Origin of the sequence: Sphingopyxis sp. PET50, from assembly GCF_025244705.1 — a bacterium.
Lineage (GTDB): Bacteria > Pseudomonadota > Alphaproteobacteria > Sphingomonadales > Sphingomonadaceae > Sphingopyxis.
Window position 1 is genome coordinate 2,255,555 of the sequence record NZ_CP104207.1, and the last position, 14,201, is coordinate 2,269,755.

Consider the following 14,201-nt stretch of genomic DNA (forward strand, 5'->3'; position numbering starts at 1 on the left):
GCGCGATCCGGTCGCGCAGCCGCTCGCGCGCCTCGGCAACGGGTCCGGGCACGATCAGACCCGCCGCCACGAACGCCGCCAGCGCGGCTCCTGTCATCAACCGCTGTTTTCGCATCGTCCACAATCTCCGCTTTCCCCGGCGGCAGCAGAACTAGCCCGCAAATGTCGCAAGAACGTCCCACCAAGCTTGCCTCTCCGCCCAAATCCGCTAAGGCCGCGCCGGGCCGGAAAGAGCCCGCTCAGCAGGACAGCATCATGGCAAATGTCACCGTCATCGGGTCGCAATGGGGCGACGAGGGCAAGGGCAAGATCGTCGACTGGCTCGCCAGCCGCGCCGACGCCGTGGTGCGTTTCCAGGGCGGCCATAATGCCGGCCATACGCTCGTCGTCGGCAACCAGACCTACAAGCTGTCGCTGCTTCCCTCGGGCATCGTCACCGGCACGCTGTCGATCATCGGCAACGGCGTCGTGCTCGATCCCTGGGCGCTGCGCGACGAGATCGCCAAGCTGCGCGGCCAGGGCGTCGAGATCAACGCCGAGAATTTCGCCATCGCCGACAATTGCGCGCTGATCCTGCCCTTTCACCGCGACCTCGACGCGCTGCGCGAGACCGCGGCGGGCGCGGGCAAGATCGGCACCACCGGGCGCGGCATCGGCCCCGCCTATGAGGACAAGGTCGGACGCCGCGCGATCCGCGTCTGCGACCTCGCGCATCTCGACAAGCTCGAACCACAGCTCGACCGCCTGACCGCGCATCACGACGCGCTGCGCGCGGGCTTCGGCCAGCCGCCGATCGACCGCGAGAAACTGGTCACCGAGCTTTCCGAAATCGCCGACTTCGTGCTCGAATATGCCCAGCCCGTCTGGAAGCGCCTCAAGAAGGTCCGCAAGGCGGGCGCCCGCATCCTGTTCGAGGGCGCGCAGGGTGTGCTGCTCGACATCGACCATGGCACCTATCCCTTCGTCACCAGCTCGAACACGGTGAGCGGCACCGCCGCCAGCGGCTCGGGTCTCGGCCCCTCGGCCGTCGGCTTCGTGCTTGGCATTGCCAAAGCTTATACGACACGCGTCGGCAGTGGGCCTTTTCCGACCGAGCTCGAGGACGAGACCGGCCAGAAGCTCGGCGAGCGCGGGCATGAATTCGGGACCGTCACCGGCCGCAAGCGCCGCTGCGGCTGGTTCGACGCGGTGCTGGTGCGGCAAAGCTGCGCGGTGTCGGGCGTCACCGGCATCGCGCTGACCAAGCTCGACGTGCTCGACGGCTTCGACAAGGTGCGCATCTGCACCGGCTATCGCCTGCGGGGCAAGATCCTCGACTATTTCCCCGCCCATTCGGCCGACCAGGCCGAGGTCGAGCCGATCTACGAGGAGATGGACGGCTGGCACGAATCGACCGCCGCAGCGCGCGCAGCTACGCCGATCTCCCCGCGCAGGCGATCAAATATATCCAGCGCGTCCAGGAACTGATCGAAACCCCGATCGCGCTCGTCTCGACCAGCCCCGAGCGCGAGGACACGATCCTGATCCGCGATCCGTTCAGCGATTGAGATACCCCGCCAGGGCCACCGACGTCGCGAGAAGAGAATATTTCGCGCAAAGACGCAAAGAGCGCAAAGATGTTGCTCTGGGCCGTCAGGCCCCATTTCCCAGCTTCGTTGAGGCTATCGAGACGCCGGACAGCAAGCCCGCTTCGCGGGATCACGCCACCTCTTTGCGCTCTTTGCGTCTTTGCGCGAAACAAATAATCCCACCCTATCCACCGCAACCGTCATCCCGTTTGCAAGCAGCCACCCTTTCGCTTTCGCCAGCATGATGGCACACAGCGACGCATGACCCGCCACATCCTCGTCCTCTACGGCAGCTATCGCAGCGACCGGCAAGGCATCAAGCTTGCGCACTGGCTCGTCGATGCGATCGCGGCACGCGGCGACACGGCGGAACTGATCGACGCCAGGGCGGTGGGCCTTCCGATGCTCGACCGCATGTACAAGGAATATCCGAAGGGAGAGGCACCGCCCGCGATGGAAGCGCTCGCGGGCAAGATCCGCGCCGCCGACGGCTTCCTGTTCGTCACCGGCGAATATAATTGGGGGCCGCAGCCGGGGCTCAAGAACCTCACCGACCATTATCTCGAGGAATGGTTCTGGCGCCCCGCCGCCATCGCCTGCTACTCCGCCGGTCCCTGGTCGGGAGTGCGCGCGATGATGGGCTGGCGCGACATTCTGGGCGAGATGGGGATGGCCGTGACCAGTTCGATCCTGCCGGTCGGGCGGATCGGCGGCGCTTTCGACGCCGACGGCAAACCCACAGGGGAAGACGGTGCGCGGCTGGAAAAGAGCTTCCCGCGTTTTGCCGACGACCTCAACTGGTGGATCGACGCCGCGAAAGCGCAGCGCGCGAAACAGGACCCACCTTATTGATCATCGTTATTGCGAGCGGCGAAGCCGCGCGGCAATCCACAGCCCGCGGTAACCGCCCTGGATTGCTTCGCTTCGCTCGCAAGGACGGTGAGGGTTGCTATCCCGACTTCAATTCCGCCTTCAAACGCAGGCTCGCGCGCCAGAAGAAAAACGCCGGGATGAGTCCGAGCCACGCCGCGCCGTACAGCACCCAGCGCACGCTTTCCTGCCCCGCAACCGGCTGCAACGCGTCGGACAGCACCCCGAACAGGAAGGGCCCGAGTCCCAGCCCGATCAGATTCTGCCCGAAGAGCATGATCGACGCCGCCACCGCCCGGGCGCGCGGCTGCACCAGCCCCTGCACGCAGCCATAGGCGGGGCCGTAATAGGCGGCGTTGAAGATCGTCGGCAGCACCAGCATCGCCACCGCAATCCGCCAATCCTGCATATAATAGCCAAGGAACAGGATCGGCGCGGCGAGTGCCATGCCATAGGCGGGGAAAGTCAAAATGTGCCTTTTGTCACGCGCGCCGAATTTATCGGCGAGCTTGCCGCCGAGCCAGGTACCGAACGCGCCCTCCAGCCCGAGCACCACCGCCATCGACAGCCCCGCCTCGGTCGTCGACAGGCCATGGCTGCGGATGAAGAAGCTGATCGTCCACAACCCCTTGCCATAGCCGAGAAAGGCGGTGACCGAGGCCGCGATCAGGATGTAGACGAAGGCGCGCGATGCGAAGATTTCGCGCAGCGCCGCGTCGGTCGACAGCGGCTTTGCCGCCGCCGCAATGCCCGCCGCCTCGACGGTACGGCCGTGCCGTGGCTCGCGCATCACGAACAGCACGACCAGCGCCAGCAGCATCCCCGGCGCGCCGACCAGCATCAGCGCGACGCGCCAGCCGTATATATCGTTGACGACGCCGCCGATGATCAGCCCGAGCAGCGACCCGACCGGCACGCCCAGCCCGTAAAAGGCGATCGCCGACGATCGCTTCGCCGCCGGCACGCTGTCGCTGATCAGCGAATGCGCCGCGGGCGTGCACCCCGCCTCGCCGACGCCAACGCCGATGCGCGCGAACAGCAATTGCACGAAATTCTGGGCCAGCCCGCAAACCGCGGTCATCGCCGACCAGATGGCGAGCGACAGCGAGATCAGCCGCACCCGGTTGCTGCCGTCCCGGTCGGCATAGCGCGCGATCGGAATGCCAAGCAGCGCATAGAAGACCGCGAACGCCGGACCGGCGAGCAACCCCAGTTCGGTGTCGCTCAGGCCAAGGTCGGTCTTGATCGGTTCGGCCAGGATATTGACGATCTGCCGGTCGAGGAAATTGAAGATATAGACGATCAGCAATATCCACAGCATCGTCCGCGTCTGGCCGGACAGGCCGGTGTCGGGCGACGCACCGATGCTCCCGGCAAGGGCTGTTTTCTCGTTCATTTTCTTCTCCCGCCGCCATCGGAGCAGACCCGCCCCCCGCGAGTCAATGCCGCCCCGGCGCACCGAAAATCGCCGCTTGCAATTGCCGCTACGGATGCCAGCCTGTTGCCCATGCAAAAAATTTCGCTGCTCGTCGCGACCGCCCTCCTCGCCCTCGCTCCCGCCGCCGCGATGCCGCCGCCGCTCCCGCCGGTCGAGGGCAAGGACTCGACGACGCTGCAGGCCGAAGCGGCGGCGGGCGGGACGGGCAGCGAGGTGATGACGGCATCCTATCTCGAACGAATCCGCGAACTGGACGACAATGGCGCGAAACTGAACGCGGTCATCGCGCTCTTCCCCGACGCGATGAGCCAGGCCCATCGCCTCGATCGGGAGCGCAGGGCCGGCAGGCCGCGCGGGCCGCTTCACGGCATTCCGGTCCTGCTCAAGGACAATATAGAGGCCGCCGGCCCGGTCGCGACCACCGCCGGATCGCTCGCGCTGAAGGACAATGTCACGAACCGCGACGCCCCGCTGGTCGCGCGGCTGCGCGAGGCGGGCGCCGTCATCCTCGGCAAGACCAACCTCAGCGAATGGGCGAATATCCGCTCGACCGCATCAACCAGCGGTTGGAGCGCCGTCGGCGGCCTCACCCGAAACCCGCACGCGCTCGACCGCAACACATGTGGCTCCTCGTCGGGCAGCACCGCCGCGGTTGCTGCCAGCCTGGCCCCGGTCGCGATCGGCACCGAAACCGACGGCTCGATCACCTGTCCCGCCGGGGTCAATGGCGTCGTCGGTTTCAAGCCGACCGTCGGCCTCGTCAGCCGCACCCATATCGTGCCGATCAGCCACAGCCAGGACACCGCCGGCCCGATCACCCTCACCGTCCGCGACGCGGCGCTGATGATGACGGTGATCGCCGGCAGCGACCCCGCCGACCCCGCGACCGCGGAGGCCGACGCACGCAAGACCGACTATGCCGCCGCGCTGTCGCCCGACGCGCTGAAGGGCAAGCGCATCGGCGTGCTGCGCGACCGCATCGGCGACCGCGCCGATATCGCGGGGCTGTTCGACGCCGCGCTGAAGCAGATGGAGAGCCTGGGCGCGACGATCGTCGAGATCGGCGACAGCCGCAAAGGACTGGAGGAGCTGGGCGCGGCCGAGTTCGAAATACTGATGACCGAACTCAAGGCCGATATGGCGGTCTATCTGGCGGGCCTGCCCGGCAAGGACGGCCCGAAGACGCTCGCCGATCTGATCGCCTTCAACAAGGCGAACCCCGAAGAACTCAAATGGTTCGACCAGTCGCTGTTCGAACTCGCCGAGAGCAAGGGCGGGCTCGACAGCCCCGCCTATCTGGAGGCGAAGGCCAAGGCTGCGCGGCTCGCGGGCGTCGAGGGGATCGACCGGTTGCTGGCCGAAAACAAGGTCGACCTGCTCGTCGGCGTCACCAACGGCCCCGCCTGGACCAGCGACCTGATCAACGGCGACCATTATAGCGGCCCGAGCGTGAGCCAGCTGCCCGCCGTCGCCGGCTATCCGCACCTCACCGTGCCGATGGGCGCGGTCGAGGGGCTGCCGGTCGGCCTTTCCTTCATCGGCGCGAAGTGGAGCGACGCCGACGTGCTCGCCGCGGGCTATGCCTATGAACAGGCGGGCGGGAAGCGGGTGACGCCGACCTTCAGGGCAAGGGTGGAATAGCCGGTTTCGGGCGTTAGCGGACGCAGGCTTATCGGCGGCACCGAAGGCGTAGTGCGCCGACGTGGGTGAGATTCATTTCGCACAAAGGCACAAAGGCACGAAGAGGGCCGTTCGCGGCCGAAAGGCCGCCTTTTCATCGACGTCGATGCTTTGACGAGGCCCAAGAGGTAAAGCCGCTTCGCGGCAAGCACGACATCTTCGTGCCTTTGTGCCTTTGTGCGAAACAAAATATCCGCCCCATCAGCCTCGAACAACGCTTGCTGAGCGCGTCGCCAAACGTCCGCCTCCCACCCCCAAACCGCCGCCGGCTATCCCCGCGGTGCCGCAATCGCTATCGCCACCCCTGCCGCTTGCGCCAGCCCATCTCCTCGAGCTCGAGCAGTTCGAGCGGCACATGAATCGTCCGGGTCGCGAGCCGCACCTCGACGAGAAACAGCACAAGCGACGCGAGCAGCAGCAGCATCGCCAGCGCGAACACCCACGCCGCCGCGGCGCCGAGATTGAAGCCGACAAAGGCCTGCGCGAACAGCAGCGCGACGAGCAGGCAGACGACGATCCCGCAGCCCACCGCCGCCGCGATCGAATTGTTGATCACGTCCATCCGCCGGTCGACGACGCGCAGTTCGGCGACGACGCGATCATGCTCATGCCCCTGCGTTTCGCTCCACAATTCGATCAGCACGCGCGAGCGGTCGATGACGCGCGCGAGACGGCCCGTGAACACATTGAGCAGGCCGCCGGTCGCCACCAGCAGGAATACCGGCGTGACCGACAGCTGGATGGTCCCGGCAATGGCACCGAGGTCGGCGCTCATTACCCCTCGCCGCCCGCCGCGACCGACGGCGTGTTGATGCCGTGCATTGCCAGGAATTTGCGCACATTGCGCGCCGCCTGGCGGATGCGCTGCTCATTCTCGACCATCGCGATACGGACGAAGCCTTCGCCGTCCTCGCCATAGCCGACGCCGGGCGCCACCGCGACCTTGGCGTGTGTCAGCAACTGCTTCGAGAATTCGAGGCTGCCCATCTCCTTCAGCGCGGGCGGCAGCGGCGCCCAGGCGAACATCGACGCGGGCGGGCTGGGGATGTCCCAGCCGGCGCGGCCGAAACTCTCAACCATCACGTCGCGGCGCTTCTGGTACAGTTCGCGGTTCTTCGCGACGATATCCTGCGGCCCGTTGAGCGCCGCGCACGCCGCCGCCTGGATCGGCGTGAAGGCGCCATAGTCGAGGTACGACTTCACCCGCGTCATCGCCGCGATCAGCCTCTTGTTGCCCACCGCGAAGCCCATGCGCCACCCCGCCATCGAGTATGTCTTCGACATGGAGGTAAACTCAACCGCCACCTCCTTCGCGCCCGGCACCTGCAGGATCGAGGGCGTCGGATTGCCGTCGTAATAGAGCTCCGAATAGGCGAGGTCGGACAGGACCCAGACCTTGTTCTCCTTCGCCCAGGCGACGAGCCGTTCGTAGAAGGCCAAATCGACCGCCTCGGCGGTCGGGTTCGACGGATAGTTGACGACCAGGATCGACGGGCGCGGCACTGTGAAGGCCATCGCGCGGTCGAGCGCGCGCCAGTAATCCTCGTCGGGCGTCGTCGGCACGCTGCGGATCGTCGCGCCCGCGATGATGAAGCCGAAGGTGTGGATCGGATAGCTGGGGTTCGGAGCCAGCACGACGTCGCCCGGCCCGGTAATCGCGGTGGCGAGGCTGGCGAGCCCTTCCTTCGATCCCATCGTCACCACGACCTCGCTCTCGGGATCGAGCTCGACGTTGAAGCGGCGCGCGTAATAATTGGCCTGCGCGCGGCGCAGCCCCGGAATGCCCTTCGACTGCGAATAGCCGTGCGCGTTCGGCTTCCGGGCCACTTCGCACAATTTGTCGATCACATGCTGCGGCGGCGGCAGGTCGGGGTTGCCCATGCCCAGGTCGATGATATCTTCTCCCGCGGCGCGGGCGGCCGCACGCATCGCATTGACTTCGGCGATGACATAGGGCGGCAGGCGCTTGATGCGATAGAATTCATCTTCGGACATGGGAAACTAGAACAACTCCTTTTCGTTATGATCGGTTGACGCGAGCGGCAATCTCGCCAGCCGCATCGCGGCTTGTTATAGGCATAATATCGCCACAGACCAGCAGGAACGAGCATGAGCGAAACGGGTAAAGACGGCACCAGCGAGACGCCAAATCCCTTCATGCCGTCGCCCGACGACCTGCAGCACTGGGCCAGCGTCATGGGCCGCGCGCAGCAGATGATGCTCGAATATGCCCTCGGCCAGGCGAACGACGGCAAGACCGGCGCCGCGGCGCTATTCGACCCCGCCGGCTGGCTGAACAGCCCGGCGACGCAGCAATGGGCGCAGCAGTCGGCGAAGATGTGGGAACAGGGCGTCGCCTTCTGGACCTCGCTCGCGACGCTCGGCCCCTCCTTCACCCCCGTCACCGACGCGCCGAAGGACAAAAGATTCGCCGATCCCGAATGGACGAACAACCCGGCCTTCGCGCTGATCCGCCAGACCTATGGCCTGCTCTCCGACCAGTTGCTCGAAACGACGCGGCAGATGCAGGGGCTCGACGAGGGCGCGCGCAAGAAGTTGGAGTTCGCGGCAAAGAACATGGCCGAGGCCTTTTCGCCGTCCAACCTGCTGCTCACCAACCCCGAGGTCATCAAGCGTGCGATCGAGACGCGCGGCGAGAGCCTGCTGAAGGGTTTGAAGCATATGCTCACCGACCTTGCGCGCGGGCAACTCAGCCATGTCGACCCCGACGCCTTCGAGGTCGGGGTCAACATCGCGACCACGCCCGGCAAGGTGATCCACGAAACCGACCTCTATCAGCTCATCCACTACACGCCGACGACCAGGGAGGTGTTCGCCGTCCCGATCGTCATCTTCCCGCCGTGGATCAACCGCTTCTACATCCTCGACCTCAATCCGGCGAAAAGCTTCGTTGCCTGGGCGGTCGAACAGGGATTGTCGGTGTTCATGGTGTCGTGGAAGTCGGCCGATGCGTCGATGAAGGACATCGTCTGGGACGATTATGTCGCGGCACAGATCGATGCGATCGACACGGTGCGCGCGTTGCTCGACGTCCCCGCGATCCACACGATCGGCTATTGCGTTGCCGGGACCACCCTCGCCGCGACGCTCGCGATGCTGTCGGCCAGGGGCGAGGCGGACAAGGTCAAGTCGGTCACCTTCTTCACCGCGCAGGTGGATTTCGAGTTTGCCGGCGACCTCAAATTGTTCGTCGACGAATCCTATCTCGCGCTGCTCGAGCAGCTATCGGCGCACGGCTATCTCGACGGCCGCTATATGGCCGCGACCTTCAACAGCTTGCGCGGGCGCGACCTGATCTGGAACTATGTCGTCAGCAATTACCTGCTCGGCAACGATTATCCGCCCTTCGACCTGCTCTACTGGAACGGCGACACGACCAACCTGCCCGCGAAATGGCACCGCCAATATCTGGTGGACCTGTATCGCGACAATCGCCTGGTGATCCCGAACAGCCTGTCGGTGTGCGGCACGCCGATCGACCTCAGAAAGATCGGAACCCCCGCCTATATCCAGGCGGGGCGCGAAGATCATATCGCGCCGCTCGCCAGCGTCTGGCGGCTGATGGACCATCTGTCGGGGCCAAAGACCTTCCTGCTCGCCGGCTCGGGTCATATCGCCGGCGTGGTCAACCCGCCGACGGCGGGGAAATATCAATATTGGACCGGCGACAACAACGCCGCGACGCTCGCCGATTACGAGGCGTCGGCGAAAGAGACCAAGGGCAGCTGGTGGCCGCACTGGATCGGCTGGATTGCCGCACAGGATGCCGCAAAAACTCCGGCAAAGGGTTCGCGCATTCCCGGAAAAGGTGCTAAGAAGGCGATCGAGGATGCCCCCGGCCGCTACGTCAAACAGCGGTGAAATCACGGGAATGAAGGGCCAACAAGGCCGCGAGCAGAATTTTTTGTGCACTGCACAAAAATATCCTTGAAATCGCCATGCCGCTCCTATATTGTGCACTGCAACATAAAGGAGTTCCCCGATGGCTACCAAGATGGATAGTGCCGAAAAGGCTTTCGAAGCCGCGACGCTGGAAACCGCCGCCAAGCCGGTGGCGACTCCCGCCGCTCCGGTCGAAACCGCTGCCCCGGCAGTGGCAAAGGCCGCTCCGGCGCCCGTGAAGACCCCGACGGTGAAGGCAAAAGCCACGCCGGTCGCGAAAAAGGCTGTCGCCCCCAAGGCGGTCGCCAAGAAAGCCGCCCCCAAGAAGGCGGTCGTGAAGACCATCACCCCGAAGCCCCTGAAGGCCGCGCCGAAGCCGGTCGCCGCCGCCACCAAAGGATTCAAGACCATGAACGACACCGTCAAGAAGTTCGCCGAAGACGCCAAGACCCGCGCCGAAGCCCTGACCGCCGACCTGAACGAAAAGGCGAAGGAAGCCATGGCCAAGACCAGCAAGCTCGCCGAAGAAGCCGTCGAGTTCAACAAGGCGAACGTCGAAGCCCTCGTCGAATCGGGCAAGATCGCTGCCAAGGGCATCGAAACGCTCGGCCAGGAAGGCGTGACCTTCGCGCGCAAGAGCTTCGAAGACACGACCGCCGCGCTGAAGGGCTACACCGCCGTCAAGTCGCCGACCGAATTCTTCAAGCTCTATGCCGAAAACAGCAAGAAGGCGTTCGACGCCGCTGTCGCGCAGACCTCGAAGACCAGCGAACTCGTCGTCAAGCTGGCGAACGACAGCTTCGCGCCGATCTCGAACCGCGTGTCGGTCATCACCTCGAAGATGAAGGCCGCCTAAGCGCCTTCCTCTTCCGCTGTCGGCGCGGGCACCTCTCCCCCTCCTCTCCGTCCGCGCCGACGCACCCAAGACCGCTCGCTTCCCCGGGAAGCGGGCGGTTCTTGTTTTGGGCCTCCCTCCCCATCAAGGGGTAAGGGACATAATTAACCACCCCTCCCTCTTGCGAATCCGCGGCGGCGTGCGATATTCGGGTGACAATGCTTCCGGTTCAGACTCTTTTCCCCATCCGCGCCATGGCGGACAAGGATGATGGCGCCCCCGGCACCCCCGGTGTCGGCATCGCGACGCGCACGCGCGCGAAGCCCAAAAAGCCCTCGATGTACAAGGTGCTGCTGCTCAACGACGATTACACTCCGATGGAATTCGTCGTGATGGTGCTCCAGCGCTTCTTCAACATGGACATCGAACAGGCGACGCAGGTGATGCTGCACGTTCACCAGCAGGGCGTCGGCGTGTGCGGCGTGTTCAGCTATGAGGTCGCGGAGACCAAGGTGAACCAGGTGATGGACGCCGCGCGCCAGAACCAGCACCCGCTGCAATGCACGCTGGAAAAGGCCTGATCTAACCCGCCCGCCGCGCCTGTTCGGCCTTGAGCGCCGGCGACGGCTCGCCCTTCAGATCGCCATAGCCAAGCGGCGCGCCGCACCCCGGGCACATGGTCGCCGTCCCGACGTCGGTTCCGCACGCGCGGTGAATATAGCGGATCGCAGGGCCGTCCCCCGTCTCGCCATCCTGATACGCCCACCGTTCGGCCCAGCCACGCATCGCATAGAGCACGCCGAACAGATCCTTGCCCTTGGCGGTCAGCCGATATTCGTGGCGCGGCGGCTTGTCCTGATAGGGATGGCGCCCGACCACCCCTTCGCGCTCCAGCAGCTTGAGCCGGGCCGACACCAGCTGCGGCCCCAGCCCGGTGTTCGCCGCGATCGCCTCGAACCGCCGCCGCCCGAAGAACAGGTCGCGCAGGATCAGCAGCACGGCGCGATCGCCGAGCAGCTCGGCCGAGCGTCCGACGGGGCAATATGTATCCGACAAATCCGCGCGTTTGGGCATCGACCGCCCTCCATTCTCGTCATTGCGAGCGAAGCGAAGCAATCCAGAGCGGTTTATGCCACTCTGGATTGCTTCGCTTCGCTCGCAATGACGAGGTTCTTTGTCGCAACATCATTGCAACTCTACATGTTCGACAAAATGCTTGTCACTATGATTATCATAGCTACTATCAGGCGCAAGAGGAGAGTCGCATGCCCCATCCCGCAGCCGTCATCATCGGAGCCGGCGACGCCACCGGCGGTGCCATCGCGCGCGCCTTCGCCGCCGAGGGCCTGACCGCCTGCGTCAACCGCCGCCCGCGCAATGCAGACCAGCTCGAAGCCCTCGCCCGGTCGATCCGTGACGAGGGCCTCCAGGCCCGCGCCTTCCCCGGCGACGCGCGTAGCGAGGACGACATGATCGCGCTGTTCGACGAGGTCGAGGCCGAGGTCGGCCCGGTCGAGGTCGCGGTGTTCAACATCGGCGCCAATGTGAACTTCCCGATCGCCGAGACGACGGTGCGCGTCTACACCAAGGTCTGGGAAATGGCCTGCCTCGGCGGTTTCCTGATGGGCCGCGAGGCCGCGAAGCGGATGCAGCCCCGCGGCCGCGGTACGATCCTCTTCACCGGCGCGACCGCAAGCCTGCGCGGCGGATCGGGCTTCGCCGCCTTTTCGGGCGCCAAGGGCGCGCTACGCATGCTCGCGCAATCGATGGCGCGCGAACTGGGGCCGCAGGGCATCCATGTCGCGCACACGATCATCGACGGCGCGATCGACACCGAATTCATCAAGGGCCGTCACCCCGATTTCGACAATGCGAAGGCGGCGGAGCTGATCCTCAATCCCGACGCAATCGCCGCCAATTATGTGATGCTCCACAAGCAGCCGAAAAGCGCCTGGACCCACGAACTCGACCTCCGCCCATGGGGAGAAAAATGGTGACCAACTGACCAGCCTTCCCTCTCCCCTTGCGGGAGAGGGTTGCGTAGACTTGGCCGCTCTGCCGCCTAGTCGAAGCTGGGTGAGGGGTTGCGGTCAGCAGGACCGCGAGCCAAAGGCTCGCAACCCCTCATCCAAGTCCGCCTAGCCAGCAAGCTGGCAAGGCTCCCTATCCTTCTCCCGCAAGGGGAGAAGCGAAAGGAATAAAGTCATGACCAAGACCCTCGAACTCATCTTCGATTTCGGCAGCCCCAATGCCTATCTGACGCTGAAGGTGCTGCCCGAACTGCTCGACCGCACCGGCGCCGACCTCGTCATCACGCCCTGCCTGCTCGGCGGCATCTTCAAGGCGACGGGCAACAAGGCGCCGATGATCCAATATGCCGACGCCCCCGCGAAGCTCGCCTATGAGAATCTGGAGATGCGCCGCTTCATCGAACGCCATGGCCTCACGCGATATCGCTTCAACCCGCATTTCCCGGTCAACACATTGCTCATCATGCGCGGCGCGATCGTCGCCGAGGACGAAGGCGTGCTCGACGATTATATCGACGCGGTGAACCGGGCGATGTGGGAGGAAGAGCTCAAGATGGACGACCCGGAGGTCGTCGCGACGTTCCTGTCCGCCAACGGCTTCGACGGCTCCGCCCTCGTCGCCCGCACCCAAGAGCCCGCGATCAAGGCAAAGCTCGTCGCGAACACCGAAGCCGCGGTCGCACGCGGCGCCTTCGGCATTCCGACCTTCTTCGTGGGCGACGAGATGTTCTTCGGCAAGGACCGCCTCGACCAGGTCGAGGAAGCCTTGCGCATCTGACTCCGCTCAGTTGAAATCGAGCTGGATGATATCGTTCGGTGTCGCGCGGCAGTACATCTCCAGCGGTTTGGCGCCGTCGGGATAGGTCGCGGTCATCGCGGCACGGATGCGCCAGCCGCCATTGCCCTGCTCAAGCGAGACGAGCTTGTCATAGGACAGCCTCGTTCCTCCCGTCGCCCCGATTTGCCGCGCCGCATCGTTCATGCAATTCTGCACCGAGGGCCTTGATGCGCTCGGCAGGCCGCTCAGATTGGCGCTGAGCGCTGCCGGGCCGCTCGACGCGGGCGGCGGCGCGCTTTCCTCGACCGTGCCGTCGTCCTTCTTCTTTTTCTGGCTCGCGAGCAACGCGATCAGCCCGCCCGCGACAACGATGCCGCCGATAATCAGCGCGGCGCTCGGCCCCTTGTCCTTTTCGGGCTCGGGCCGCTGATTGGCATAGCCATAGCCGAACTCGCCGCGACACCCGTTCGTCACCCAGATATAGTTGGCGGCATAGCCCCATTGCCGCCCGGCGTTGCACTTGCCGCCCAGCTTGCGCAGCAGTTCGACACGCCCGTTCGTCTGGACATTGCATTGCTCATAATTGTTGCCGCGCGATTCACAGCGCAGCGTGCCCGCATAATTTTCGACCGGCTGCGGCAGCGGGGTCGGATAGGCGCCGCCGGCGATAGCCATAATAGAATTCGGCGCGGCAGCCGCCCGTCACCCATATCTGGTTGGCGTCATAGCCCCAGCCGCGTCCGCGCGCGCAATCGCCGCCCAGGGTGCGCTTGATCGCGACGCGATTGTCCGTGCGGACGCGGCACGTCTGACGCTTGTTGTTCCGCGACTCGCAGCGGACGCTGCCCGCATAGCGCTGCGACGAATCGCCATAGCCGGGCTGCGTCCCGCTCGGCGGTGGATAGGGATAGGTGGTCTGGGCGAAGGCCGGAACCGCAAGTTGCGAGCCGATCAGCGAAGCCGCGGTGACGACCGTGACGACAGGATTACGCATGCCCTTTTCTCCCCGTTTTGAATTCTACCCGGCTTACCATCCTCATTTTTCTTTGAGTATCGGTGCGGATAGTTTCACATTTCGGTCGCCGACGCCACGACCAAA

13 protein-coding genes and 1 pseudogene are annotated in these 14,201 nt (G+C 65.0%); 8 read left to right on the plus strand and 6 right to left on the minus strand.

What is annotated here, in order from left to right; translation table 11 throughout:
- Window positions 1-255: 255 nt before the first annotated feature.
- Window positions 256-1,547 (plus strand): annotated as a pseudogene (locus N0A20_RS11920) (adenylosuccinate synthase).
- Between the two features lie 282 nt (window positions 1,548-1,829).
- Window positions 1,830-2,420: an NADPH-dependent FMN reductase gene (locus N0A20_RS11925; RefSeq protein WP_260580600.1), complete on the plus strand. Its 591-nt coding sequence runs from the start codon at window positions 1,830-1,832 to the stop codon at window positions 2,418-2,420.
- A 97-nt stretch (window positions 2,421-2,517) separates the two neighbouring features.
- Here N0A20_RS11925 and N0A20_RS11930 read toward each other — a convergent pair whose 3' ends face one another.
- Window positions 2,518-3,834 (minus strand): spinster family MFS transporter, encoded by a 1,317-nt coding sequence (locus tag N0A20_RS11930; protein WP_260580601.1) that lies wholly within the window; start codon window positions 3,832-3,834, stop codon window positions 2,518-2,520.
- 111 nt (window positions 3,835-3,945) lie between these two features.
- Here N0A20_RS11930 and N0A20_RS11935 point away from each other — a divergent pair, with 111 nt between their 5' ends.
- The gene (locus tag N0A20_RS11935; protein ID WP_260580602.1) at window positions 3,946-5,517 is read left to right on the plus strand and encodes an amidase; all 1,572 of its coding nucleotides are present in this window, start codon (window positions 3,946-3,948) and stop codon (window positions 5,515-5,517) included.
- 331 nt (window positions 5,518-5,848) lie between these two features.
- On the opposite strand, the gene N0A20_RS11940 is transcribed toward N0A20_RS11935, so the two are convergent.
- Both N0A20_RS11940 and N0A20_RS11945 read right to left on the minus strand, forming a co-directional pair.
- The gene (locus N0A20_RS11940) at window positions 5,849-6,331 is read right to left on the minus strand and encodes a DUF2721 domain-containing protein (RefSeq protein ID WP_260580603.1); all 483 of its coding nucleotides are present in this window, start codon (window positions 6,329-6,331) and stop codon (window positions 5,849-5,851) included.
- Window positions 6,331-7,551, minus strand: a complete 1,221-nt coding sequence (locus N0A20_RS11945) for an LL-diaminopimelate aminotransferase (RefSeq protein WP_260580604.1) — start codon at window positions 7,549-7,551, stop codon at window positions 6,331-6,333. The genes N0A20_RS11940 and N0A20_RS11945 overlap by 1 nt, the downstream gene beginning before the upstream one ends.
- 114 nt (window positions 7,552-7,665) lie before the next feature.
- On the opposite strand from N0A20_RS11945, the gene N0A20_RS11950 reads away from it, so the two are divergent.
- The 3 genes from N0A20_RS11950 (at window position 7,666) to clpS (ending at window position 10,875) form a co-directional block, all read left to right on the plus strand.
- The gene (locus N0A20_RS11950) at window positions 7,666-9,438 is read left to right on the plus strand and encodes a PHA/PHB synthase family protein (RefSeq protein ID WP_260580605.1); all 1,773 of its coding nucleotides are present in this window, start codon (window positions 7,666-7,668) and stop codon (window positions 9,436-9,438) included.
- Between the two features lie 121 nt (window positions 9,439-9,559).
- Window positions 9,560-10,315, plus strand: coding sequence for a phasin family protein (locus N0A20_RS11955; protein ID WP_260580606.1), 756 nt, complete (start codon window positions 9,560-9,562; stop codon window positions 10,313-10,315).
- A gap of 233 nt (window positions 10,316-10,548) precedes the next feature.
- Window positions 10,549-10,875 (plus strand): ATP-dependent Clp protease adapter ClpS, encoded by a 327-nt coding sequence (gene clpS, locus N0A20_RS11960; RefSeq protein WP_260580607.1) that lies wholly within the window; start codon window positions 10,549-10,551, stop codon window positions 10,873-10,875.
- A gap of 1 nt (window position 10,876) precedes the next feature.
- On the opposite strand, the gene N0A20_RS11965 is transcribed toward clpS, so the two are convergent.
- On the minus strand, window positions 10,877-11,368 hold the full coding sequence (locus N0A20_RS11965; RefSeq protein ID WP_260580608.1) for a winged helix-turn-helix transcriptional regulator: 492 nt from the start codon (window positions 11,366-11,368) through the stop codon (window positions 10,877-10,879).
- 191 nt (window positions 11,369-11,559) lie between these two features.
- On the opposite strand from N0A20_RS11965, the gene N0A20_RS11970 reads away from it, so the two are divergent.
- Together N0A20_RS11970 and N0A20_RS11975 are read left to right on the plus strand one after the other, a co-directional pair.
- Window positions 11,560-12,291 (plus strand): SDR family oxidoreductase, encoded by a 732-nt coding sequence (locus tag N0A20_RS11970; protein WP_260580609.1) that lies wholly within the window; start codon window positions 11,560-11,562, stop codon window positions 12,289-12,291.
- 208 nt (window positions 12,292-12,499) lie between these two features.
- The gene (locus tag N0A20_RS11975; protein WP_260580610.1) at window positions 12,500-13,102 is read left to right on the plus strand and encodes a 2-hydroxychromene-2-carboxylate isomerase; all 603 of its coding nucleotides are present in this window, start codon (window positions 12,500-12,502) and stop codon (window positions 13,100-13,102) included.
- 6 nt (window positions 13,103-13,108) lie between these two features.
- Here the strand turns inward: N0A20_RS11975 and N0A20_RS11980 are convergent, their stop codons facing one another.
- Together N0A20_RS11980 and N0A20_RS11985 are read right to left on the minus strand one after the other, a co-directional pair.
- Window positions 13,109-13,777: a DUF3011 domain-containing protein gene (locus tag N0A20_RS11980; protein WP_260580611.1), complete on the minus strand. Its 669-nt coding sequence runs from the start codon at window positions 13,775-13,777 to the stop codon at window positions 13,109-13,111.
- Entirely contained in the window at window positions 13,701-14,096 is a 396-nt protein-coding gene (locus N0A20_RS11985) for a DUF3011 domain-containing protein (RefSeq protein ID WP_260580612.1), read from the minus strand. Before N0A20_RS11985 ends, N0A20_RS11980 begins: the two co-directional genes overlap by 77 nt.
- Between the last annotated feature and the right edge of the window lie 105 nt (window positions 14,097-14,201).